The organism is Flavitalea flava (assembly GCF_054461575.1).
In genome coordinates this window covers 98,718-122,015 of the sequence record NZ_JBTLQH010000007.1, presented here as the reverse complement: position 1 = coordinate 122,015, position 23,298 = coordinate 98,718, and the positions used below count along the sequence as shown (strand labels likewise).

The 23,298-nt window shown below is 44.5% G+C and carries 23 protein-coding genes; 8 read left to right on the top strand and 15 right to left on the bottom strand.

Annotation, left to right across the window (positions count from 1 at the left end; all coding sequences use genetic code 11):
* Window positions 1–15 precede the first annotated feature (15 nt).
* From ACX0G9_RS09310 to ACX0G9_RS09285, 6 genes are all read right to left on the bottom strand, one after another.
* Window positions 16–636 (bottom strand): acyltransferase, encoded by a 621-nt coding sequence (locus ACX0G9_RS09310; RefSeq protein WP_459064617.1) that lies wholly within the window; start codon window positions 634–636, stop codon window positions 16–18.
* Complete coding sequence (locus ACX0G9_RS09305) at window positions 629–1,876, bottom strand: ABC transporter ATP-binding protein (RefSeq protein ID WP_459064616.1); 1,248 nt, start codon at window positions 1,874–1,876, stop codon at window positions 629–631. Before ACX0G9_RS09305 ends, ACX0G9_RS09310 begins: the two co-directional genes overlap by 8 nt.
* Window positions 1,877–1,881: 5 nt before the next feature.
* Window positions 1,882–2,730, bottom strand: coding sequence for an ABC transporter permease (locus ACX0G9_RS09300; RefSeq protein ID WP_459064615.1), 849 nt, complete (start codon window positions 2,728–2,730; stop codon window positions 1,882–1,884).
* A 12-nt stretch (window positions 2,731–2,742) separates the two neighbouring features.
* Window positions 2,743–5,193, bottom strand: a complete 2,451-nt coding sequence (locus tag ACX0G9_RS09295; protein ID WP_459064614.1) for a GumC family protein — start codon at window positions 5,191–5,193, stop codon at window positions 2,743–2,745.
* Between the two features lie 15 nt (window positions 5,194–5,208).
* The gene (locus ACX0G9_RS09290) at window positions 5,209–5,964 is read right to left on the bottom strand and encodes a polysaccharide biosynthesis/export family protein (RefSeq protein ID WP_459064613.1); all 756 of its coding nucleotides are present in this window, start codon (window positions 5,962–5,964) and stop codon (window positions 5,209–5,211) included.
* Between the two features lie 135 nt (window positions 5,965–6,099).
* Window positions 6,100–6,579: a UpxY family transcription antiterminator gene (locus ACX0G9_RS09285; RefSeq protein ID WP_459064612.1), complete on the bottom strand. Its 480-nt coding sequence runs from the start codon at window positions 6,577–6,579 to the stop codon at window positions 6,100–6,102.
* 482 nt (window positions 6,580–7,061) lie between these two features.
* Here ACX0G9_RS09285 and ACX0G9_RS09280 point away from each other — a divergent pair, with 482 nt between their 5' ends.
* A complete protein-coding gene (locus tag ACX0G9_RS09280; RefSeq protein WP_459064611.1) occupies window positions 7,062–8,249 on the top strand; it encodes an acyltransferase family protein in 1,188 nt (395 codons plus the stop codon).
* Window positions 8,250–8,254: 5 nt separating this feature from the next.
* On the opposite strand, the gene ACX0G9_RS09275 is transcribed toward ACX0G9_RS09280, so the two are convergent.
* The 5 genes from ACX0G9_RS09275 to ACX0G9_RS09255 all read right to left on the bottom strand — a co-directional run bounded on the left by ACX0G9_RS09275 (window position 8,255) and on the right by ACX0G9_RS09255 (window position 12,727).
* Window positions 8,255–8,800, bottom strand: a complete 546-nt coding sequence (locus ACX0G9_RS09275) for a hypothetical protein (protein WP_459064610.1) — start codon at window positions 8,798–8,800, stop codon at window positions 8,255–8,257.
* A 146-nt stretch (window positions 8,801–8,946) separates the two neighbouring features.
* Window positions 8,947–10,077, bottom strand: a complete 1,131-nt coding sequence (locus ACX0G9_RS09270; protein WP_459064609.1) for a pyridoxal phosphate-dependent aminotransferase — start codon at window positions 10,075–10,077, stop codon at window positions 8,947–8,949.
* Window positions 10,078–10,146: 69 nt separating this feature from the next.
* The gene (locus ACX0G9_RS09265) at window positions 10,147–11,292 is read right to left on the bottom strand and encodes a PA0069 family radical SAM protein (RefSeq protein WP_459064608.1); all 1,146 of its coding nucleotides are present in this window, start codon (window positions 11,290–11,292) and stop codon (window positions 10,147–10,149) included.
* A 55-nt stretch (window positions 11,293–11,347) separates the two neighbouring features.
* A complete protein-coding gene (locus ACX0G9_RS09260) occupies window positions 11,348–11,989 on the bottom strand; it encodes a 2'-5' RNA ligase family protein (protein WP_459064607.1) in 642 nt (213 codons plus the stop codon).
* A gap of 84 nt (window positions 11,990–12,073) precedes the next feature.
* A complete protein-coding gene (locus ACX0G9_RS09255; RefSeq protein ID WP_459064606.1) occupies window positions 12,074–12,727 on the bottom strand; it encodes a 2'-5' RNA ligase family protein in 654 nt (217 codons plus the stop codon).
* 112 nt (window positions 12,728–12,839) lie between these two features.
* Here ACX0G9_RS09255 and ACX0G9_RS09250 point away from each other — a divergent pair, with 112 nt between their 5' ends.
* The 7 genes from ACX0G9_RS09250 (at window position 12,840) to ACX0G9_RS09220 (ending at window position 17,376) form a co-directional block, all read left to right on the top strand.
* Complete coding sequence (locus ACX0G9_RS09250; protein WP_459064605.1) at window positions 12,840–13,274, top strand: LexA family protein; 435 nt, start codon at window positions 12,840–12,842, stop codon at window positions 13,272–13,274.
* Window positions 13,275–13,314: 40 nt separating this feature from the next.
* The gene (locus ACX0G9_RS09245) at window positions 13,315–13,677 is read left to right on the top strand and encodes an endonuclease domain-containing protein (protein WP_459064604.1); all 363 of its coding nucleotides are present in this window, start codon (window positions 13,315–13,317) and stop codon (window positions 13,675–13,677) included.
* Entirely contained in the window at window positions 13,667–15,037 is a 1,371-nt protein-coding gene (locus ACX0G9_RS09240) for a Y-family DNA polymerase (protein WP_459064603.1), read from the top strand. The genes ACX0G9_RS09245 and ACX0G9_RS09240 overlap by 11 nt, the downstream gene beginning before the upstream one ends.
* A gap of 116 nt (window positions 15,038–15,153) precedes the next feature.
* A complete protein-coding gene (locus tag ACX0G9_RS09235; RefSeq protein ID WP_459064602.1) occupies window positions 15,154–15,747 on the top strand; it encodes an RNA polymerase sigma factor in 594 nt (197 codons plus the stop codon).
* 11 nt (window positions 15,748–15,758) lie between these two features.
* Window positions 15,759–16,130 carry a hypothetical protein gene (locus ACX0G9_RS09230; protein ID WP_459064601.1) on the top strand — a complete coding sequence of 124 codons (372 nt, stop codon included), beginning with the start codon at window positions 15,759–15,761 and terminating at the stop codon, window positions 16,128–16,130.
* A 48-nt stretch (window positions 16,131–16,178) separates the two neighbouring features.
* Entirely contained in the window at window positions 16,179–16,778 is a 600-nt protein-coding gene (locus ACX0G9_RS09225) for a class I SAM-dependent methyltransferase (RefSeq protein WP_459064600.1), read from the top strand.
* 193 nt (window positions 16,779–16,971) lie between these two features.
* On the top strand, window positions 16,972–17,376 hold the full coding sequence (locus tag ACX0G9_RS09220; RefSeq protein ID WP_459064599.1) for a hypothetical protein: 405 nt from the start codon (window positions 16,972–16,974) through the stop codon (window positions 17,374–17,376).
* 91 nt (window positions 17,377–17,467) lie between these two features.
* Here ACX0G9_RS09220 and ACX0G9_RS09215 read toward each other — a convergent pair whose 3' ends face one another.
* From ACX0G9_RS09215 to ACX0G9_RS09200, 4 genes are all read right to left on the bottom strand, one after another.
* Window positions 17,468–19,972, bottom strand: a complete 2,505-nt coding sequence (locus ACX0G9_RS09215) for a bifunctional YncE family protein/alkaline phosphatase family protein (RefSeq protein ID WP_459064598.1) — start codon at window positions 19,970–19,972, stop codon at window positions 17,468–17,470.
* Window positions 19,973–20,074: 102 nt separating this feature from the next.
* A complete protein-coding gene (locus ACX0G9_RS09210; RefSeq protein WP_459064597.1) occupies window positions 20,075–20,815 on the bottom strand; it encodes a nucleotidyltransferase family protein in 741 nt (246 codons plus the stop codon).
* Between the two features lie 33 nt (window positions 20,816–20,848).
* A complete protein-coding gene (gene nadB, locus ACX0G9_RS09205) occupies window positions 20,849–22,444 on the bottom strand; it encodes an L-aspartate oxidase (protein ID WP_459064596.1) in 1,596 nt (531 codons plus the stop codon).
* Window positions 22,445–22,507: 63 nt separating this feature from the next.
* Entirely contained in the window at window positions 22,508–23,269 is a 762-nt protein-coding gene (locus ACX0G9_RS09200) for a hypothetical protein (protein ID WP_459064595.1), read from the bottom strand.
* Window positions 23,270–23,298: the final 29 nt, after the last annotated feature.

Here is a 23,298-nt window from a genome sequence, read left to right as displayed (position 1 = left end):
TCCCTTTTCCGCTGTCTAGTCAGTATACTTAATAATCTTTGCCGGGTTTCCTACCACTACGGCATAAGGAGGGATATCTTTTGAGATCAACGTATTGGCCCCTATTATGGCCCCTTTCCCAATAGTAACCCCTTTCAGGATCACGCAATTAAATCCAATCCATACATCATCTTCTATTATTACCTCCGCTTCCGGTAGCTGAAGGCTTCCCGAAAGGCCATTTTCCAGGAAATTGGCGAAATCAAGATGCCGTTCGCCCGAATTTAAAGGGTGTGAAATATTATCGTGGATATTGACATTGTGCGAAATCAAAACCCGGTTTCCGATACTGATCTTCCTGGAAGACCACACTTTTGAATGGGGACCTATAAAACAATAACTGCCGATTGAAATTTCGCCGCCATGCTTAAAAACACAAAGGTCCCCGATAATATAGGTCTTTTCCCCGATCCTGATCTTTTCCCTGTTATTCTGATTGTTATATATGCCTGATTCAGGACTGATAATGGCGGTTTCGTCAATGATCCCTATTTGATTGAGAAGTTTTTTTCTGTTTTCCCCCAGAATACGCAGATCCTCAAATCTGCCGATCGTATATACCTTACGACAGAGATATTTGATTATCCGCTTAATCATTGGTCCAGGTTGGATTAATGATCATACTGCCATAATCAAACCCTTCATATACCGCCAGTTCGGTTCCGTTATCGTGAATTCTAACCGGACAAACATTTTCAACTGAGTCATATATGGCCAGGTCTTTAGCCCAGATCACAAATACAAAAGAATAACTATTCGGAGCGATTAAAGAAGCCGGGAATTTTACGCTCCCTGTATAGCTGTTTTCGCCGGTTTTTTTAAAAAAGGAAACAGGTTTCAGAATGGTACATACCCTGTTTTGCAATTTGTCCTGCAAACCAATTCCTATTTGCAGGTTATTTATCATCTCGGTTATAATAAAATCGAATTTTATAATAATGCCCTCGTCAAATGAAAAATCGGATAAGGCTATATTTTTATTGTTTAACGTGATGATTTTTTCAAAATAATTTTTTTTGCCCGCTCTTTTTTCCTCTGGCAAAAAGTACCCGTTCTCCGTATCATTGTTATTGGCAATATATTTATCGATGATCTTGTTAACAGATCCCAAAGATTCGACCCTCCCTTTATTAAGCAATATAGCTGTATTGCAAAGTTGAGCCACTACACCCATATTATGGCTGACAAACAATACGGTGCGACCCTGATTCTTACTTACTTCTTCCATTTTACCCAGGCATTTCTTCTGAAACTGGGCATCTCCCACGGCCAGGACCTCATCTATTATTAATATTTCAGGCTCAAGGTGAGCTGCCACGGCGAAGGCAAGCCTGACATACATTCCGCTGCTATATCTTTTTACGGGGGTGTCCAGGAATTTCTCAATTTCTGCAAAGGCTACGATCTCATCAAATTTTTGACGGATCTCGATCCTGCTCATACCAAGTATGGCCCCGTTTAAAAATATATTTTCCCGCCCCGTCAATTCCGGATGAAAGCCAGTACCCACTTCGAGAAGACTTGCCACGCGCCCACGCAGCGAAATGCGACCTGAGCTTGGTTCCGTGATCCGGCTCAGAACCTTTAATAATGTGCTTTTCCCCGCGCCGTTACGTCCGATAATACCGACCCTGTCGCCAGGGTTGACCTCGAAGCTTACGTCATTCAAGGCGTAAAAATCTTCCTTCGTAACCGATGCATCCTTTTGGCCTCTTCCAGTCAGGCTTCTTGCCTTATTCACAATGACATCTCTGAGAGAGGTATATCTTTCCTGGGCTTCATGCGAAATAATGAACTTTTTAGCGACGTTTTCTACTTTAATGACGGGCTTCGACATTCTGGTTATATATTATCAGCAAATGATTTTTCTGTCTTACGGAAATAGCTAATTCCTAACCAAAGGAAAAGGAACGTAATACAAAGTGAAAGAATAAATCCGGGCCAATACAAAGGCTCCCCGGTAATACACCATCTAAACCCATCTATAATCCCAACCATAGGATTAAAAGAAAATAAGAAACGAGCCTTCTCAGAATATTTTTGGGTAATGATCGTGCTGCTATAGCCGACCGGTGTTATATAAATGCCCAGTTGGACGATAAAGGGAATGATATAGCGGAAATCCCTGTATTTCACATTTAAGGCGGTAATATAAAGTCCGACACCAAAAGAAATAAGGAAGGCCAATGCCACGAAAAGAGGCAATAGTACTATTTGCACCGGGGGGATGTACCGGAAGATCACCATTACCGCCAACAGGAGAACAAAGGTTATTCCCAGGTCCACAAGACTGACAATGACCGAACTCGCAGGAATGATCAACCTTGGAAAATAGATCTTTGTGATCAGGTTGGAATTTCCGATCAGGCTATTGCTTGCCTCCGAAAGTGCAGAAGAAAAGAATTGCCAGGGCAGAAGCCCTGCAAATACCAGGATCGGGTAAGGAACCGATGACTTGGTGTCCAGGTTACCTAATCTCCCAAAGACAAAAGTAAAAATGATCATAGTCAGCAAAGGCCTGATAACCCCCCAGGCTGCACCGATCATTGTTTGCTTATACCTAACTTTAATATCTCTCCAGCTGAGAATGTAAAACAGTTCCCGGTAACGCCAGAGATCACTCCAGTAATTTTTTTCAGAACGCCCCGGCTCTATAATCAATTCCGTAGCTGTTTGTTCCGATCCAGTCATATTATCGCGAATTTATCTAAACAACTTTTTCCAAAAACCTATAAACCTCTTAAACAGGTTTTTATTGCCTTTTTTAGCTTCGTCTTCCTCAAAATATCCGGATCCCGCCCCATAGCTATACCCGCCTCCATAATAACCATAGCTACGTCCATAATATCCCCCGCCATAATAACCACCCTCTGTCTTTATATCATTCAGCAACAGGCAAAGACTGGGTAATTTCCTGTTCACATATAACTCATCGATCAGGCGGATCTGATTACGGAAAGTATGTCCTTCGCGTACGATATAGAGGGTGCAATCGGCATAACGGCCGAGATTGGTGGCATCGCTGACAAGACCTACCGGCGCAGTATCCATGATTACCACTTCAAAATTTGCTTTCACCTCCTTCATCAATTCATCCAATCGTTTGTCCAACAGGATTTCAGCAGGATTCGGGGGGATGGGACCGCAAGGAATTACATAAAGATCGTCCACTCCCTCCACCTTAACGAGCAGGTCTTCAAAACTGGCTTTTCCGATAATATAATTGGTGATACCCATTTTACGTTTTAAATCAAGCCCTGAAACGATCTTCGGTTTCCTGATATCGAATTCCATGATCACCGTCTTCTTACCGGATAACGCCATTACCCCTCCCATATTCGTGCTGATAAAGGATTTTCCTTCCCCGCTGAAAGAGGAGGTGATCATGATAACCGGTCTTTCCACCTTGCCGATAATATACTGAAGATTGGTCCGGATGATCCGGAATTGCTCGGAGATCAGCCTTCTGCTATTGTGCTTGACCACCAACGATTCCTCACCGCTCGAATGTCCTATCTCGCCTAAAATGGGAGCATCCGTATGTTTTTCAACATCCGGCCTGCCGTTAACTTTATCCTGCAGCAGCTCTCGCATGGCCACAACTCCGACAGGGATAAGAAATCCTAATAATATATATAGAACATAGATACTCTTTTTGTCAGGACTCACCGGAACATTGGAACCTATGGCGGGTTCAACCACGTTGGAATTGGAAATGGTAGATGCTGAGGAAAGGGAAATCTCCAGTCTTTTCTGTAAAAGAAGCGAAAACAGGTCTTCCAGAATCTTCTGTCTTCTGCCTATATTGAGCATTTGCATGGACTTTCCCGGAAGAGATGTGACAAGCCCTTGCAGTTTTTCATCTTTTCTGTTGATATTATTGGAGGCGATGGAATAGGCCTGCTCTACGTTCAGTAAAGCCTGGTATATATCCCGCCGGATTTTATCCAATGAATTTTCCAAACCAAGAATAAGCGGGTTGGCAGGTGAAGTCGTCTTTATGTTATTCTCCCGCTCCAGTTGAATCTTATTGTATTCTGTTACTAATTGCAATAAAGCCGGCTCTTCTATTCCGAGATTAGTTGGTACCAGTTCATAACTGTTTTTTTTGTCGGCTATATATTTCAACAAATAGCCTACAATGGCCAGCCGGACCTCCATTTCGCTTCTTTCCTTTGCGCTTTCTCCAATTTTATCCAGGTAAGCTTTGGATTGGCCTTCAATATCAAAAACCTGGTTTTGCACCATATAATCCCTTAATCCGCCCTGCACTCCCCGGAGCGTATCGTTAAGTTCCAGCAATCTCGCATTGATAAAACGAAGGGTATTATCGGCAATCCGGTTTTTATCTTCGACCATCAGGGTGTCATAAACTGCCATCAAGGTGTTTAATACATCTTTACCCAGTGCTGTATTTTCAGATTCAAAACTTAAATTTAATATCGTGGACTGCTCATTGGCCTGACCGATCCTCAAGCCTCCGATTAAATTTTCATCTGCATTTTCCAAACGTAACCAACTGGCCTCAAATACCATGGTTCCGTAGGAATGAATATTTATATTCGGTTTTCTGACTATTCGAAACCGATTCCCCCGGTCTTCGATTATCTCTCCGAAACCTAGCTGGGTTTTACTTTCATTCAGCAGGAATTTTTCTTCACTCAAAACTGTTATTTTGCAATAGAAATCCGAGGAAGAATCAGCTAAATTTAAAATATCCAGGAAAAAAGGAGGGTCGGGGTAGATAAGGCTGGTTTTTACACTGCCTTTACTGTAATACCGGGACTGCAATCCCAGGTCCTTGGTTACCCGGCGCAAGACGGGCCTGGATTTTAATATTTCTTTTTCATTACTCAGGTTAATGGTTCCCTGCGACATAAACAATTCATCAAAACGCTGGTCCTTTTCTCCACCACCGCCCGAGTTTTGACGGTCGTTTTTGATAAGCAGGGAAGATTGCACCTTATAGATCTGAACGGTATAACGGATCTTCAGATAAGCTAAAAAAAAGAATAAGGAGACGCTGATCAATACCCAAGGTAAATAATGTAAATACCTGAAGATAAAATCTTTGGGGCTCATGGTCCACATAGATTTCGACCTTTTATCCATTGTGGCATCGGGAGCAAACAGCTCGTCGTTTTTTTCAGACATGGACTTTAAAACATTTTATTTTCTGAATATGCTATAGAGGATCGCCAGGGTCGAGACGATACTTACGCCAATGCTTACGTTCCTGATGGTGACCTGGTCATTGGCGGCTATTTTTTTGCGGGTAGGTTCAACATACACCACATCACCTTGTTGCAAATAAAAAAAGGGGGAGGCCATAATCTCCGGCTTGGTCAGATCTAATCGATTAAATTCCCTTTTCCCATTGTTATCCCGGATAACCAGGACATTGTCCCTGCGACCATAAAAGGTAATATCTCCCGATAAACCCAATGCTTCCAGAAGGGAGATACGCTCTCCGGGAATGGTAAATATTCCCGGCCTCGCCACTTCGCCTAACATCGTAAATTTATAATTCAAAAAACGGATGGTATAATAAGGGTTTTTTAATAAAGTGTCCTTTAGTTTGGAATCCAGTAACGTTTTTAAACGTGCCTTGGTAAAACCTTCCACATGCAACACACCAAGACCCTGCATTTGAATATTTCCTTCCTCATCCACCAGGTATCCCGGGGAAGTTGGGGAGGATACCCCTTGCTGGGCGCCTGCATTCGAACCTGTTCCTCCTCCTGAATTACCGCTGCCACCAGATGAACCGGAAGAACTGTTCAGGGAGACCACCGATTGATTATACAGGCTGGTTGCCAACGGATTATCACTATATATTATAATGCTGAGAAGGTCTCCCTTTTGAATAATCGGGTCGCTGATCGTTACCTGACTTAATTTTGCAGTATCGAACTTCCCCTGCATATAAACTATTTGCCTGGTGTTACCGCAAGAACAAAAAAGAATGGAAAATAAAGCCAGGATGGGTATGTAACGACGGTAATTTTTCCAAGGTGAGCAGAGGTTACGCATATTTCAAAAAAGAATTATCTTTCAAATCTAATATTTTTTTGATATAACGACATTTGATTTATCAACGGTCGCCACCAGGGAGTAACCAATACTCTCTATAATCACCTGCACCTTATTTTTTAATACTTTCACCACCTTCGCTTCTTTTTCCATAAATGCACCATGAAGTATGATTACTTTCGTATCAGGGTGAATGTCCAGGGGAAATGCCTGTACTTCATCATAGTCATTTAAGAAATTACGGATAATGGTTATCTCTTTGTCTTTTACAATCGCCGGTTTCCCAAGCCAATAGACAAAATTCACTATCCCATTGGTCATCCTTACATTGGTTTGTCCTTCCTCAGTCGTTTTTACAAACACGTATGACTTAAAAAGAGGTTCCTCCACCCATTTTATACGGTCACTCCACTTTTTTCTTACCCTGTTCAAGGGACAATACGTTTCAATACCCTTTGCCGTCAGGAGATTAAACACCTTCTTTTCCCAACGAGGTTTGGTGTACACAACATACCAGTTTCTTTTTAATTCGGACATAGCTTCGCCTCCTCAGTCACATCCTGTTTTTGCAACCGACCGGCCTTCCTTTATCATTTTTTATGCCAATCCTTCGGGAGTGTAGATCCAAAAACCCCCTGGGGGCAGCATTACCTATAACAGAAAAGGGTACAAGTGAGCATTCTATGAATTACTCCTTATACCCTTTCCATAATGTATTATAATAACAAGTCTCTCAACTTATTCTTCACAGGATTAATAAAGTTTTAAAGGTATTGGGGCTACAAGGACACAAAAAACTCATTGCGCTCCGGAATTATTGCATCAACATCCTTATAATTTCTTATAAAAGAGCATTTTACGCCCTTTCGTTGCAAATATAGGAGATTTTATTATCCAATTTTTTTAATTGTAATTGGAAAAACAGGATTTTTAAGACCAAAAAAAGGAATCCATATTTGCTTACCTTGGCAATCGTAAACTTTCAGATTTTGAGACAAAGATTTTATTCTTTAGATGTCTTTCGGGGAGCGACTGTAGCTTTAATGATCCTGGTGAATAATCCCGGCAACTGGAGCTATATCTATGCACCCCTGGAGCATGCGCCCTGGCATGGATGTACACCAACAGATCTTGTATTTCCTTTTTTCCTGTTTGCCGTAGGTAATGCCATGGCCTTTGTATTACCCAGGTTGGAGGCGGCCGGTGATGCCGCTTTTCTGAAGAAGGTCATTACCAGGACTTTGTTAATTTTTTTCATAGGGTTGTTTCTGAATTGGTTCCCCTTTATTAAATGGTCGGGAGGCCACTTAGTCTTTAAAGCCTGGACCGACCCGGCAGATCCGTCCCATCCCTTGGCCGATCCGACAGGCATCCGGATCTTAGGAGTGCTTCAACGGATTGCCCTGGCCTACTGTCTGGCCAACCTAATTCTTTATTATACCAAAATCAGGGGAGCTTTTGTGAGCGGTGCTGTGATTCTGCTGGGTTATTGGGTGAGCTGTTCCCTTTTGGGAAACCCGGCGGACCCCTTTAGTCTTCATGGATATTTTGGAACAAACCTGGACAAAGCAGTATTAGGAGTAGCTCATATGTATAAAGGAGAAGGGGTTGCATTCGATCCAGAAGGGTTGGCCAGTACACTGCCGGCTGTTGTCCAGGTTATATTCGGGTATCTCGTCGGACATACTATCCTGCAAAAAGGCAAAACCTATGAAATGATCTCCGGATTATTCGTCACCGGCTGTGTGCTGGTATTTGCCGGTTTTTGTTGGGATACGGTCTTTCCTGTTAATAAAAAGATATGGAGCAGTTCTTTTGTGGTCTATACGACCGGGCTGGCCATCCTGGTTCTTTCTGTGTTACTTTATCTTATAGAAATGAAGGGAAGAAAGGGCTTCTTAACCAGGTTTTTCGATGTTTTCGGGAAAAATGCCTTGTTTATATTTATGGTCAGCGGAATACTTCCCCGGATATATGGTCTTTTTAGGATTGCAGATGGAACCGATGCCCAAGGAGCTAATGTGTATAAAGGACTCAAAGAATGGATGTACGACCACCTTTTTTCTCCTGCATTCGGCCTCATGAACGGATCACTGGCCTATGCCATCTTTAATATCCTGCTATTCTGGGTTTTATGTTATGTCCTGGATAAAAAGAAGATTTATATTAAGGTATAGTGAAATCATTTTTTTTCTCCGGCCAGGCTTGCTATCAGCCAGTACAAGGTACAGGCAACTATAAACAGTATACAAACGATAACTATGGAAAATTTTACTCTGGCCAGGTTATAAGCAATAGAAACACTCCATTTGGAAACTTCTCCATGCAAAGTTTTGGACATGGCTATATTTTCGATTACGTCGCAAATAGTAGCAATTAAGATCAACCACGAAAACCCTCGCCCTCCCTTGTTCAGGATATCGTTCCCGGTGCAGGCAGAAATAAACCGGCAACCGAGGGCAATGGCAATGGTGTAAAGGGCAATAAAAAAATAAGCTAGATAAATACTTTTCACACCCTGCTCGTATTTCCCCGTATTTTTCCAATCTTGTACGATGGCATTGGCTTTATCCACCGTTTTGGCGATCTCGAATTGTACGATCTCCCCGGAACTAAGCGGAACCAGGGAATTTCTCATCCAGACCATATAGGCAATTGTCAGCAGAAAAAATAACCAAAAAAGTTGTCGCAGACGGCTGAAACGTGCGGGCCACGAAGAGGGTTCCATAATGAATTGAGATTTTTACTTTATGCTGTTAAGTTATAAAAAAATAAGACCCGTTTTACTACTATTTTTTGCCTGATTGTCCGTTAAGATATTTTTATCAATAATACAGGTAAATAACAGGTTTCACCTGTTGCTGAATCCAAATCCTAGCCTTTGCGTTCTTCTTCAAGACAGCTGCTTAAACCCGCCAACCCTTCTTCCAGTTGTTCTCCGGTCGGCCAGCCAAACCCAATCCGCATATATTGCCGGGGCATTTCAAACCAATGTCCTGGACCGGCGTAGGTGCCATATTTTTTCAGCAGGATCTTATAAAAGTCATCCAGATCCACTTTTGAAGGATCCTTAATTCGGGGAAAACACACACAGCCGCCCTGTGGCTCCACCCACTCAAACTCAGCCTGCCCCTTCATCCATGTTTTTACAATTCCGAATTTTTCCCCTAAATCGTTTCGGATCGTTTTGAAGAACAGATCCTTATGCTGCATATACCTGAAAGCCACTTCTTCATCCAGCACAGAGCCGCAGATAAAGATCTGCTCCTTGGCAGCCAGGAAGGTCTGCATCAATTCCTTATTCCGGCAAATGATCCAGCCAACCCGGATACCCGGGAGGCCATAGGTTTTGGAAAGAGAAGAGACACTTATCACCCGCTCGGACTGGGTTGCCGCAAGCGGTAGTTTTTCTCCGAATACCATGTCACGATAGGTTTCATCCACCAGGAGCCAGGTGTTACCAGCCTCGGCGATCGATACCAGTTCCTTCATCTCTGCACTACTCAGACAGACTCCTGTAGGATTATGGGGATGGGTAACGGAAATATATTTAGTCCGGGGTGTAACGGCCTTGCGCAGGGCATCCAAATCCAGCCGGAAACCATCTTCAAAACGAAGATCGACGGTGCGGACCACTGCACCGATTGCCCGGGGTGTTTCCAGGTTGGTGGCATAGTTGGGTCTGACCACCACCATTTCATCTCCGGGTTCCAGCAGGGAGGTAGCTATAATGTACAAACCTGCAGCCGCACCAATCGTCAGCAACACATCCTCTTTTGTAAGCCCCCCGCCACTATCCGTATCTTTTATCAGTAACTCCCTCAAACCAGGGTGGCCTTCATGCGAGCCATAACAAAGTACCAGGTCTTTGAGGTCAGGAGCGAATGCTCCTGTATTTCGGAAGAAACTATCCGTATAAGAACTTTCAGAAAGATTGTTTTTTATGGTATCGTATCCCAATTGTTCAGGGGATTCTACTTCAATGGGCATTCTTCGGTAACGCATACGGGAGACTTTGGATACAAGTTACCCTCGATCCGGGGAAATGACAAATCAAAACAATCTGCCTGCCGCTCAAAACAATCTGCCTTGCTCGCCTGGTCTCCGGAATTGTGTGGTATCGAGCTCCCAGCGCTCTTCATTAAGCCCATACTTTTGGGTATAGCGGGCATATTGCTGAGCGACCAGTTGGGCGATATTTCCTTCCCCCCGCATACGAACTCCAAAACGGCTGTCATTCACCTTACCATCATGACCCGACTCGATCAGGTGCCAGACCTTATCCGCTCTGTCCGGAAAGTTCTTATACAACCAATCATGAAATATGAGTTTGACCGCCCCATTGAGACGGATAAAGGTATAGGCAGAGAAGGTGGCGCCGTTTTCAGAAGCGGCCTTCATGATCCTTTGCATTTCATGTTCATTGAGACCGGGGATCATTGGACCCAACATAACGCCCATGCGCACTCCGGCCTCGCTTAATTCTTTAATTGTACGGAGTCGTTGCCGTGATGTCGTTGTCCGGGGTTCCATTGCCCTGCGCAATTCCTCGTCGACGGAAGTGATCGATATCAGGACAGATACCAGTTTTTTTGCAGCCATTTTTGCAAGAAGGTCTTTATCCCGCAGGATACCCGCATTTTTAGTAATTATCCCCACCGGCTGATTGAACTCCAGGCAAACTTCCAGTAATTGCCGGGTGATCCTGAACTTTTTTTCGGCTGGTTGATAACAATCTGTATTGCCGCTAAGGGAAAGAGGCAAACATTGCCACTTGGGATTCATGAGAAATTTCCGGAGCAATACTGGTGCATTTTTTTTCACGACGATCTTTCTTTCGAAATCGAGGCCGGCGCTATAACCCCAGTATTCATGTGCATTCCGCGCATAACAATAGGTGCAGCCATGTTCGCAGCCCTGGTAAGGGTTCATACTATAATACATACCCACATCCGGGCTGTCCACCTTATTGACAATTCCTTTTGCATTTTCTTCCAGGAATTGGGTCTCGGCATTGGGTATGATCCAATCATCGATACCCTCGATATGCTCTTTGACCGTTTCATTCTTAAGAAAACGGTTCTTTGGATTGAATTGAGCGCCCCTGCCCTTGAGATATTGGCCCCCCGCCCCCCTAAAGGGGGCACCTTCATCATTTAGAGTCGTCCCTTTTTGAGGCAGATCAGGTAACTCACTGGTATACTCGTAGATTTCACTCATATCATTTCTATTAAACACTCAAAAGTCTTCTTAATTCTTATCCCCCCTTTAGGGGTTAGGGGGCAAATAATTCTCCCTGCCTTGTCGATACCGGGAGGTTCTGAAACACCATCCTTTCCGCGATCTGCCAGGCCTTTTTTCCTTCATCCCGGCGAAGCAGCAACATACTGTCGGCGATAAAACGACCGGTAAAAGAACGATGACTATATTCCAGCCACCCTTTCTCATATTGCCAGGGCAATAGTTTCCGGGCGATAATAAAGTTGGGCTCATCTATAAAATGAGGCTTATGCTCTTTATCCGGTTTCATCAACCGCTGTATTTCCTTTACCTCCTTTACCAATCCGCGAATGGGCAGTTTACTGACAACATTGATAAAAATAGAATGGGAGGGAAAGCTTCCAAAATCCTTTAATTCTACCTTGAAGGGACAAAAACCCATGGCAATGGTACGGAGCCTCTGGATAATACGTTCCTCCATCAACGTTACCTGGGTAAACTTTACCAGGGCAAGATGAGGCCTGCCCCCTATCGCCGAAGGGGCCTGGTAGGCATCATAAAATTCTTTTTTTACCCGGAGTACCTTGTTACGTAATTCTTCATGAGGGCTCAATACCAGCAGGTATTCCGTGACCGGTAATTGTTTTTTATAATTCTCATGAAAAATCCGGGTGACAGGTTGAATGGTTTGTTGCATAATTTTCTTTTTTTTATTAGGTAAACAGCAGGCCGGCAATCGATAAAGATCTTTCAGCAAAAGAATAAGGCAGAATAAGGCCGGTCAGGAAACAGCATGTTCAGTATCCGGCAATAAACGGAATATATTCACAGTCTTGCAGGGAGCGAAAGGATGTTCCCGTTTTAACAGGATCAGTTCATCCACCCGGAACGATTCGTGAAAGGTCCTTCGGGAATAATCAGGCATCGCTTTGTTATATACCTGTTCTGTCAGACTGCCGGCAATACTCAGATAAGGGTTGTTGATCAGGTTAACCGGCGGGCAGCCGGAAGAACGGATAAAATCATCGATGGCTCTCAACTGCTGCATCAATTTGCGAAAGGGCTGCGGGTCCTGCACCCTTAGATAGATAGTATGCGGGGGAAACCCGCTGAAATTGTTGAGTGACATATCAAAACTCCTGTACCGGTTGCAAATCCGGTGGATCCAGCGGATCAGCGTTTCTTCCATCACTTCGCCAGCCTGGAAGGCAGCCATCGTGATATGGGGTTTGTTCCGGTTATTAACCTGTTGGTTTACCTGGAGCCCATAATCCCTGGAAAACTGTTCCTGCTCCTCCAACAGTTTATTATGCAGTTCTCCTTGAGGATATATAACAAGCAGATATTCAGCTCTTTGAGATTTTTCTGTCCCGGCTCCGAAATCTGTTGCCGAAGTAGAGAAAAAAGATTGTCGGTTTTCTAAAGCAGTATTCATAAAAATTTGAGTTGATCAATTATTTAGCATAAATTTACTAAATAAATTAGTTAATCAATAATTTATTTTTCCCACCTCCTGATGAAGTACTCTTAAGGAAAAAAACATTTTTATGGAAATCGAAGAATTTTATGGCTTGGGATACAAAGGAAGTAAAGGCTTCTCCCAATGGGATATCCCTACAGCCAATGCAACCGGCTTTGGCGCTGCTGCCGATGATTATATGGAAAGAGGTATCGACCTCAATGAACAACTGATCCGTAATAAGCCCGCCACATTTTTTATGCGGGTCAGCGGCGATGCCATGACAGGCGCAGGTATTTTCAACGGCGATGTGGTCATTGTAGACCGGTCGCTTAAAGCAGCCAATGGTAAAGTGATCATCGCCATCCTTAACGGAGAAATGCTGATCCGTCGTTTTGAAAAAACCTTTTCCAGGATCCGTCTCCTGCCGGAGACCGATAAATTATCCCCGATCGATATCGATCTCTCCGGTGCTGAATTTTCAGTATGGGGGGTGGTGACTTATGTAATACACACCCCCTAACCCCCTAAAGGGGGAATTATAATTTAAAGAAATTTAGGTTATGAAGAAAACTATGTTTTATGGAGCGAGCACTTTAACCTTTCAAAGAGCCAAAGATCTGCGTAATCGGTTGACTGTGGCTGAAAATGTGCTTTGGGACTATTTGCGGACCAAACCATTCGGCTGCAAGTTTAGAAGGCAGCATCCTTTTAGGGAGTATATTGCCTATTTTTATTGTCATCAATTGAAATTGGTTATTGAAGTTGATGGACCGATCCATGATAATATCAAAAAAGCAGATGAAGAAAGACAAAATATCATAGAATCGGAAGGAATTAAAGTAATCCGATTTTCAAATGATGAAATAATTAAAAATAAAAAATGCGTAATTGAAATATTAAATTCCCTAATAAATGTCTGTTGAAAATAACCCCCCCCTCAGGCAACTGAGCGAAGCGAAAGTTGGGAACGAGTTACTGAACAGTGTTCAGGAACGAAGTTCGGGGGGGATGAAAGCCATAGTAGATTGTAATAGCTTTTATTGTTCCTGTGAACGGTTGTTCCGTCCCGATCTCTGGAACAAACCTGTAGTAGTACTCAGCAATAACGATGGTTGTATCATTTCCCGCAGCGATGAAGCAAAAATGCTGGGGGTAGGAATGGCTGGCCCTTATTTTCTGGCCAAGCCCATTATTGAAAAACACAAAGTAGCCGTATTCTCTTCCAATTATCATTTATACGGTGATATGAGCCGCCGGGTCATGGATACCTTGCGAACCCTTTCCGATGAAGTGGAAGTTTATTCGGTTGACGAGGCATTCCTCGATCTTGGTAAAGTCCCTGCAGATCAGCTCAACGAATATGCACACCATATTAAAAACACGGTGGAGCAATGGACGGGCATCTCTGTTTCCGTTGGTGTAGCCCCCACCAAAACCCTGGCCAAACTGGCCAACCACCTGGCGAAAAAGGATAAAAAAGGAACCGGTTGCGTAAGCCTTTTGGTGACGGAAGAGGACCAACGTCTGGCTTTGCAGCAAACCCGGGTGGACGTTCTTTGGGGCATCGGCAGATCGTACGGCTCCAAACTGATCAACTGGGGCATCACCAGCGCCTGGGAATTACGCAATATGCCCGAAGAATGGGCCCATAGGAATATGGGAGGCGTAGTGGGAGTAAGACTGATCCGTGAATTACGCGGTCTTCCGGTCATCGTAATGGAAGAAGAGCTGGACAATAAAAAAATGATAGCGACCACCAGAATGTTCGGAAGACCTGTTACGGCCTTGAAGGAATTGCAGGAAGCTATCGCCACCTATGTGTCAAGGGCTGCGGAAAAGCTTCGCCGCCAAAATAGCGCCGCCAGGGTGATCAGTGTATTCATTGTAACCCGGGAACAGGATCACACTGTTGATTTTAAACGGGGATCCTCTATTAGCAGTTATACAACCCTGGATTCGGCCACCTCCCTTACCCATGAATTGATCAAACCGGCCATTGAACTGGTGGAAAACCTTTTTGAAGAGGGAAAAGTATATAAAAAAGCAGGGGTCATGTTAAGCGGTCTGGTACCGGACAGCTCCGTGCAAGGCAATCTTTTCGTAGCTCCTTCCCGCAATCAGCATCGTTTACTAATGAATACGATCGATAATATCAATTTCAGCATGCGTGACGAAACCGTAAAGTTTGGGTCCTCCGGGATGAATAAAAGCTGGAAAATGCGGCAGGAACTGCGGTCAGGCCGGTATAGTACCCGCTGGGGGGATTTAAAGACGCTAAAATAATATTTTCGGGGTAGTCCCAGTCCGGAATGTAGGTCTGCCCCGAAAAACCGTTAAATCAAACTTTTTTCAGGATCTTTAAAATATCCTTACCCTTCATACGTCTACCCTGATAGAATATGGAGGAATTAGCAACGATACCACCGCTTATGGGTCAATCATCCGGGAAAAACATTACATCGGTCATTAGCCATTTTGGCAAAAGACTGTTGAGTTTTATCCGCCAGCGAGTCAACAGCGAGGCGGATGCTGAAGATGTTTTGCAGGATGTTTGGTATCAGCTCACTACCACGGTGGATACGGAGCCTATTGAAAAAGTGAGTAGCTGGCTGTTTACCGTAGCCCGTAACAAGATCACAGACCGGTATCGCAAAAAGAAACCGGAATCCCTGGAAGCATTGCTTGCCCCTGATGAAGAAGAGGACGGGGGAGACGGCAGTGATTTTTCATCTATCCTGATGGACAACAGCAATAATCCCGAAACGGCTTATTTGCGGGAACTTTTTTGGAAAACCCTGAATGAGGCGCTGCAGGAATTACCGGAGGAGCAGAGGACTGTTTTTGTCTGGAACGAATTGGAAGATATGCCTTTTAAAGAAATTGCCGAAAGGACGGGAGAGAATGTAAATACGTTGATCTCACGGAAAAGATACGCCGTCCTGTTCCTGCGAAACAGACTGACGACACTTTATAACGAAATTATAAATCATTAAATATACAGATCATGAAACGTTTTTGGGTTCGCAAAATAGCTGGTTTTATTGTTTTAGCCATTGCTGGAGTGTTCGTTTTCGGAAGCATTGTCATGCTTTTATGGAATGCCTTACTGCCTGTGTTATTTCACTTCCCTGTCATTAATTTCTGGCAGGCGCTGGGCCTTTTATTATTAACCAAGATATTGTTCGGAGGCTTCCGCGGAGGCGGCCCAAGGGGTCCGTGGAAAGACAAAATGAAACAGCGCTGGATGAATATGACGCCGGAAGAAAAAGAAAAATTCAAACAGGAGTGGGGCAACCGGTGCAGAGGTGGGGGTGGCAGATTCCAGGGCAACCGGCCGGGCAGTTTCCAACAGGAAGCTCCTGAAAAGGAAGGCTGATTTATTTACTGACAAATTCTTTCGCAGCTAACCTATACACTATATAACATGAACACCCAACAATTCGATACCCTCTGCCATCCTGGGGATAAGGAAGAAAAACTGGCCGGTTGGCTGATGCCCCTTAAGAGCAGACAGCAGAACGAATGGGCCATTGAACGATTGAACATCCAACCTTATCAGCATCTTTTGGAAGTTGGTTATGGTACAGGTATTACCTTACAGGAGGTGGCCCGGAAATTAAAGGTGGGCTTTCTGGCCGGCATCGATGATTCCATTGCCATGTATCGTCAGGCATATGGCAGAAACAAACAATTCATACAAAGACAGCTTTTGCAATTGCATATCGGCAATCTGAACGAACTGTCTTATCCTCCTTATTACTTTCATACCATATACGGAACGAATATTCATTTTGCCTGGAAAGAACCGGAATTGGAATATATGCGGTTGAACAATCTGCTTAAAAACCGGGGTAAATTGGTTATGATTTTGCAATCACGTACCACCAGGAAAGAGGAAGCCTTTAGGCAGGCCGCAGAAAAAATGCGTCAGGATTTTATAGGTTCAGGCCTTTCCGAAGTAAGTATCGAATACGGTGACAGGTACCCGGGAATCGTTGCTGCTGTTACAGGAATTAAACCTTAACAAAAAACCGGTTCCCGGTCTTTTCAGTCCCATTATCTTCTTAGGCGGAGGAACGGTTGTCTCCTCCCTTTATGGAAACTTTAACAATCCCCCGTTAAATTTCCTTCTCCTTTTTCACTCCAATATACAAGGTTGAAAAGTCGGCAAAAAGAAAGCCTGAACAAAACAACCTGTCACTCTAAAACTTACAATTATGAACACGCGCAGAAATTTACTCATCGCTTCCATGATCCTTTCCGGAACGCTTTTAGCCAGCGCCAGTCATGCTCAGGTCTATGTCAGCGCCCATATTGGTTTCGGATTTCCGGCACCAAGGGTTTATTACGCTCCGCCGCCTCCTCCTGTAGTATATGAGCAGAGATATGCTCCTGCACCAGTAGTGTATCAGGAATCTTATCCCATGGCTGAATACTATACTTATCCGGCCTGGCAGGGCCACTATCGTGACCGGTGTTATTATGAACACTACCGTCCTAATTTCGAAAGGGATCGCCGGTACCACGGCAACAGATGGGAAAGAGAAAGGCATGAAGATAACAGAGACCGGAATCAAAATGAACATCACGACAGGGGCAGGGGACATGGCCGGGAATGGTAATACTGAAAATCAGTGAATACACTTTAAAAGAATAATTTAAAAGAGTAAAAGAGAGAGCCTCCTGTGTTTGAAAAGAAACAGGGGGCTTTCTTTAATCATCATCTCCGGATCTTGCCTTCACAAAGGCAGCCCTTCTCGGTGCAGGTAGTTTAGCATCCAATCCCCTGATCCCTTTCCAAAGTATCTCGTTAAATAAAAGATCTGGAATACGATCTTCCCGGGTAAAATCCAGCCCGGCGGATTTTTTTGCCATCTCGTTCCACGCAATATTTTTTTCGGTCAGATCTACGCGGGCCGGTACCGCGTGAAAAGGGGAGTGATCGGGCTCCGTCGTAAAACATCGCCACATCGCCTCAGCGGCGGCATCATATTGACTCATGGGTGGAATACCCAGGATCAACTCTATCGTCCGTAAAACAGAGGTAGTAGAATACATCGTATGATCCACAAAATGGCGCTTCACCAACCCACCCGCCAAATACACGGGGCTTCGATGAGCATCAACATGATCCGGCCCGTTCTGGGCATCATCTTCCAGTATAAAGATCACGCTCTCTTTCCATATCGGGCTTAGGCTAAGGTATTCAACAAATTCTCCTACAGCCAGGTCATTGTCCGCCACATGGGCAAAAGGAGTGGGTCTGCCCTTTCTGAGACCTTCCGTATGGTCATTGCCCAAACGAAGGGTATTGAATCGGGGCAAGGCATTTGCAGCCAACAGCGAATCGAAATCCCTTTTCCATTGCCCTACCCTTACGGTATCCTTAACCCCCATATCCCATCCCGTATAATTGAGGCAATAATGTCCCTGCAACACCTTGATATTGGGTTTATAATTATCCGCAAACTCTCCATAGGTTCTGAAGCTGACTCCCCCACGCTGACAGAAGTCCCAGATAAACCCTCCTTTATTATTGGCAATTTCCCGCTTGCCTTCCCCATCATAAGCACCTCCACGTCCTCCGTAACTGGTAGGCCAGGTCTTTTCAAGATAGTCAGTTGCATACCCTCCCATACTCCAGTTATGACCATCCGCACTGACCTCTGCATCCACGTAAAAATTATCGAGTAATACAAATTCCCGGGCCAGCGCATGTTGATTGGGTGTGATCCTTTCTCCGAATAATACCAGGCTGCTGTCACCGTTGCCTTCTTTTACATCCCCTAAGACCTGATCATAAGTTCTGTTTTCTTTTATGATATAAAACACGTATTTGAGAGGTGAAGGATCTCCGACCCTCATAGGAACGGGGTTTCCCTGTTCTCCTTTTGCCAATAATTCTCCCGGTTTCGTATAAGGAGTATTTTGGTAGACCTGGGCTGAATATTCCTCCAGGGTCTTTTCATCAGGTTCATTTATAATGCTCATTCCTCCTTTGAACAAGCCTCCTATATATTGAACAGGATGAACTTCCTTTTCTTTTTTTACCACTCCTTTCTGGTACCTTACTTCCTCTTTTCGGTTGACCGGGCTCGGACCGAACGGATTAGCCATGGAAGAAAACCCCTTTCCATTGGCTACCCATATTTTCTTTCCCACAATCTTAAGGCTTGTAGGGTACCAGCCGACCGGGATAAAACCTTTGGATCTGCTTGCACCGGGTTTGCTCACATCAAATACGGTCAAACAATTGTTATCTGCATTAGCTACATACAATGTCTTTTGGTCACCGGATAACGCAAGCGCATTGGTGGTAGAACCCGGCGGGGCATCGGCATATAAAGCTGCATTCAGTGTCTCCACCACCAATCTTTTCCGTATATCGATTACGGAAACAGCGTTGTCATTTGCATTGGCTACGAATAACCAATTCCCGTTTCTCGTTAGACAAAGATCATTGGGATTATCCCCTACTTTGATCTCCCCGGAAATAGTGCGGCTTTCCGTATCGAAGATCAAGAGCTTATCACAGCCCCAACAGCTTATATACAATTCTTTTTTATTTTCAGAAAGGAGGCATGAATACCCTTCACCTCCAAGCTCCGTTTTATGTAAAACCGTTTTCCTGACCAGGTCTATTATATACAATGAATTATTCTCCTTGGTCACTACATATAATAATTTCTTCCGGTCGTCTATATCCAGGCCTGCCGGGCTGATTTTCTCAGGCCTTTTATTCCCCAGCAGAATACTATCCACGAGGATCAATCCCCTTCGATGAGGACCAGGCCCAGGCTCCGGATAGTTCACAGCATATTTCAGGATACGGTTGTCATTTCCTCCGGAGGCATAAAGGAATTTGCCATCTGCGCTGAATTTCAACCCAAACCATGATTTAGGGATCATTATACTGTCCACTATCCTTTCCGTCCGGACATCTATGAGCTGAAGGGTCTGGACACTCTGTCCATTATTGGTTACTGCCAGATAATTTTTTGACGAAAGGGCCATATTCAACGGAAGATCTCCTAAAGTCAAACTATGCCCCGCAGGGGAAAGCGACCATCCATTTGGCAGGGTAATCCTGTTTGTTATCCTATGGTCTGAAAGGGTATCAGCCACGGGTGCCGGCTCCTGGGAGAAGGCCCGAAAACACAGGCTTCCTGAAAAAAGGGCTATACAAACAATTTTCCAATGAGCCAGAGCTTGTTGCATAGAATAGCGCTTTTAATTATAGGTGTTTATTATAATAAGACAAAGCTACTTTTTCTCATCAAGCATTTTCCGGTCCGGTAACCGAATTAATGACAAAATAATTCAGGGGAACAACTCTTCGGCTTTCGCAACAGATTCGGGTTTGCCCACATCGATCAGCTTCGAATGGCTATGATCGAAGCCTCTGATCTTATGGCTACCTGCAAGATCAAGGTAAACATCGACTATAGAGAACTTTCCCTCCTGCTTCATCAGAGAAAAAAGGACCGGTTCAATGACATGTATTCCGCTGAAGGCCTTCTGAAAAAGGGGGCTTCGGCTGTTGACTATTTTTTCCTGGCCTGTTTGAATATTTCTCCAGCCACATAACTCCAGTTGCTCATCGAATAAAAAATAACGGGAGGTTGTCCTGTCAGTTACGCCTAATGTTGCCAGAGGGCGATGCTGGAAATGGGTCCTTATAAGGTCATTAAGGTTAAGATCCGTCAGGATGTCTACATTCAGCAAAATAAAGGGTGATGTATCCAGGTAGGCTGCTGCATTTTTTAATCCGCCGCCTGTTTCGAGGACTTGGGCCGATTCGTCGCTTATCGTAATATGGCTTCCCCATCCCTGGTTTTCACGTATTGCCGCTGTGATCTGCTCGCCGAAATGGTGGATATTAACCACCAGATCCCTTATTCCGTATCCCTGAAGGTATTCGATATTCCGCTGCAGCAAACTCTTACCATTCACCAACGCCAGGCCTTTTGGATGCCGGTCTGTCCAGGGCTTAAACCGGGTACCCAAACCTGCGGCCAGGATCATTGCCTTTGAAATTAAGGGGGCTTCGGAATTGTTCATCCTGGAAGATTTGTGAAAAATAAATTAGGGGGGTTACAACACAATATTCTGCACAAGAGGGCTTTTTTCCGGGTAATCCGTATTAAAGTGAAGACCGCGGCTTTCTTTGCGGAACTGCGCTTCTTTTACGATCAGGTAACCGACCGTGATCAGGTTTCTTACTTCGCATAATTGGGGGGATACGGCCGTTGCCTCGTAAAGGGCTTCAATTTCTTCATGCAGGAGATCGAGCCGCTTCATTGCCCTTTGCAAACGGGTATATGTCCGGACGATACCCACATAATCGCTCATCAGAAGCTGTAATTCTTTCAGGCTTTGCGTAATCAGGATCATTTCAAGGGGCTCCATCGTCCCTTGGGCATTCCAGTCCGGAATGGATTCTTTAAAGGGAATACCGTCTGCTTTCTGAACGCTGTCCAGGTAACACCGGTGAGAGAATACCAACGCTTCCAGTAAGGAATTACTGGCCAGGCGGTTTGCTCCATGTAAACCCGTAGAGGCACATTCACCGCAGGCATATAAATTTCGTATTGAAGTACGACCCCATTCATCTACTTTGACACCGCCGCAGCTATAATGGGCTGCAGGTGCCACCGGGATCAGGTTCTGCGTGACATCGATGCCGATGGATATACATTTCTCATATATATTCGGGAAATGTTCGATGAATTTTTCCTTGCCCATATGACGGCAATCAAGGAAAACATGTTCCGTTCCCGCTTTTTTCATTTCACTGTCGATAGCCCTCGCTACGATGTCCCGGGGTGCCAGGTCTTCCCGTAAATCATAATTTTTCATGAAAGCCTCATCCTCGTTATTCCTGAGGATCCCTCCGTCACCACGAACAGCTTCCGTAATAAGGAAAGAAGGACTGATCCCCGGTTCATAAAGAGCAGTAGGATGAAACTGAATAAACTCCATATTCTCGATCCGGCCCTTGGCCCGGTAAACCATGGCCACCCCATCGCCGGTTGCGATCTTCGGATTGGTAGTGGTGCGGTATGCCTGGCCGTTGCCTCCTGTTGCGAGCAGGGTGATACGGGAAAGGATCTTTACGATCTTTTTGGTATGCTGATCCAGGGCATATACCCCATAACATTCGATATCCGGGGTGGATTTGGTGACCAGGAACCCAAGGTGATGCTGGGTTATCAGGTCCAATACAAACCAATGTTTGATGACGGTTATGTTCGGCTGGTTGGCGACGGTATCCAATAAAGCCCTTTCGATCTCTTTTCCGGTAACATCCTTATGATGAAGGATACGGAATTCGGAATGACCGCCTTCTTTTCCCAGTTTAAAATCTCCTTCGGCGTCCTTATCGAACCGGGTGCCCCAATCGATGATGTCCTGGATACGTTCCGGCCCTTCTTTCACCACCATTTCAACCACATGGGGATTGCAAAGCCCGTCTCCCGCTATCAGCGTATCTTGTATATGTTTGTCATAACTATCCTTTTCCAGATCCGTAACGCCGGCTATTCCACCTTGCGCATATTTGGTGTTTGTCTCATCGGCACGGGTCTTGGTTATCACCAGTACCTTTTTTTCAGGGTGATGCTGGGCTATTTTCAATGCATAACTCAAACCTGCTATTCCGGAGCCGATCACTAAGAAATCTGTTTGCATAAGTTGTCTGATTGGCTGCAAATTTAGCATATGAAGGCCATTTGAACTTCAAATAGCAGCAGATCAATATTCTATTTTATAACCAAACTGCTCCGGCTTTTCGAATATGTCGATCAAATTGTACTTGATGGTAACCGATTTTTTATCTTCGGAGAGTTTTGCCAGCGGGTTGTCGACTTTCTTTATGGCCCGGGGAAGTTTAACCGTTGTGGTATAATTTATTTCAACACCCATCTGCCCGGCTTGTTTGACCTGTTCAAGCTGGGGATTATTCTTCAGGGCATTCCATTTTTCCAGGTTCAGTTTTTTGCTCATCAACCCATCCGTACAGGTAAAATCATAAATCCCGTTAAACTGATTGATATCCGGGTTCCCGCCACCCTGCGCACCGCCGCCGGGTGTCATTCCCTTGAATAATTGAGTGGTTCCCAGAGAGCCATCGCTCATAGCCGCATATAATTTTTGCAGATTATCCAGGCTGGTGAATGGAAAGAGCATATGTGTCTTGAAAACTTTCTCTTCCAGGTTGAGCTTAATATGAATGCTTCCGGTACGAAGAAGCGCTTTTTTTTCAGGGCTCAGGGTGGTAGAAGTATCGACAATGTCTTTCATATAGATCGTCGTATCCATTCTTTCCATTCCCTTTTTGGCTAATTCTTCTTTCCCCATATAGGTCTGCAACATCTCCACCATCTGGCTCATATCCATATCGATGGCCAATTCCCCGGTGCCATCCTTTTTTACTTCGATTATCTCATTGATATCCAGGCATCCGGTAAAACAAAACGCCAGCAGGATAGGTAGAATAAACTTCATGATCTTCATCTGTTCAAAATTTAGAAGGCAAATTACTT

Bases quoted from the DNA above. Each gene is read 5' to 3' on its own strand.
- ACX0G9_RS09310 (WP_459064617.1), bottom strand. From the start codon at position 636: ATGATTAAGCGGATAATCAAATATCTCTGTCGTAAGGTATATACGATC.
- ACX0G9_RS09305 (WP_459064616.1), bottom strand. From the start codon at position 1,876: ATGTCGAAGCCCGTCATTAAAGTAGAAAACGTCGCTAAAAAGTTCATT.
- ACX0G9_RS09300 (WP_459064615.1), bottom strand. From the start codon at position 2,730: ATGACTGGATCGGAACAAACAGCTACGGAATTGATTATAGAGCCGGGG.
- ACX0G9_RS09295 (WP_459064614.1), bottom strand. From the start codon at position 5,193: ATGTCTGAAAAAAACGACGAGCTGTTTGCTCCCGATGCCACAATGGAT.
- ACX0G9_RS09290 (WP_459064613.1), bottom strand. From the start codon at position 5,964: ATGCAGGGGAAGTTCGATACTGCAAAATTAAGTCAGGTAACGATCAGC.
- ACX0G9_RS09275 (WP_459064610.1), bottom strand. From the start codon at position 8,800: ATGGAACCCTCTTCGTGGCCCGCACGTTTCAGCCGTCTGCGACAACTT.
- ACX0G9_RS09270 (WP_459064609.1), bottom strand. From the start codon at position 10,077: ATGCGTTACCGAAGAATGCCCATTGAAGTAGAATCCCCTGAACAATTG.
- ACX0G9_RS09265 (WP_459064608.1), bottom strand. From the start codon at position 11,292: ATGAGTGAAATCTACGAGTATACCAGTGAGTTACCTGATCTGCCTCAA.
- ACX0G9_RS09260 (WP_459064607.1), bottom strand. From the start codon at position 11,989: ATGCAACAAACCATTCAACCTGTCACCCGGATTTTTCATGAGAATTAT.
- ACX0G9_RS09255 (WP_459064606.1), bottom strand. From the start codon at position 12,727: ATGAATACTGCTTTAGAAAACCGACAATCTTTTTTCTCTACTTCGGCA.
- ACX0G9_RS09250 (WP_459064605.1), top strand. From the start codon at position 12,840: ATGGAAATCGAAGAATTTTATGGCTTGGGATACAAAGGAAGTAAAGGC.
- ACX0G9_RS09245 (WP_459064604.1), top strand. From the start codon at position 13,315: ATGAAGAAAACTATGTTTTATGGAGCGAGCACTTTAACCTTTCAAAGA.
- ACX0G9_RS09240 (WP_459064603.1), top strand. From the start codon at position 13,667: ATGTCTGTTGAAAATAACCCCCCCCTCAGGCAACTGAGCGAAGCGAAA.
- ACX0G9_RS09235 (WP_459064602.1), top strand. From the start codon at position 15,154: ATGGAGGAATTAGCAACGATACCACCGCTTATGGGTCAATCATCCGGG.
- ACX0G9_RS09230 (WP_459064601.1), top strand. From the start codon at position 15,759: ATGAAACGTTTTTGGGTTCGCAAAATAGCTGGTTTTATTGTTTTAGCC.
- ACX0G9_RS09225 (WP_459064600.1), top strand. From the start codon at position 16,179: ATGAACACCCAACAATTCGATACCCTCTGCCATCCTGGGGATAAGGAA.
- ACX0G9_RS09220 (WP_459064599.1), top strand. From the start codon at position 16,972: ATGAACACGCGCAGAAATTTACTCATCGCTTCCATGATCCTTTCCGGA.
- ACX0G9_RS09215 (WP_459064598.1), bottom strand. From the start codon at position 19,972: ATGCAACAAGCTCTGGCTCATTGGAAAATTGTTTGTATAGCCCTTTTT.
- ACX0G9_RS09210 (WP_459064597.1), bottom strand. From the start codon at position 20,815: ATGAACAATTCCGAAGCCCCCTTAATTTCAAAGGCAATGATCCTGGCC.
- nadB (WP_459064596.1), bottom strand. From the start codon at position 22,444: ATGCAAACAGATTTCTTAGTGATCGGCTCCGGAATAGCAGGTTTGAGT.
- ACX0G9_RS09200 (WP_459064595.1), bottom strand. From the start codon at position 23,269: ATGAAGATCATGAAGTTTATTCTACCTATCCTGCTGGCGTTTTGTTTT.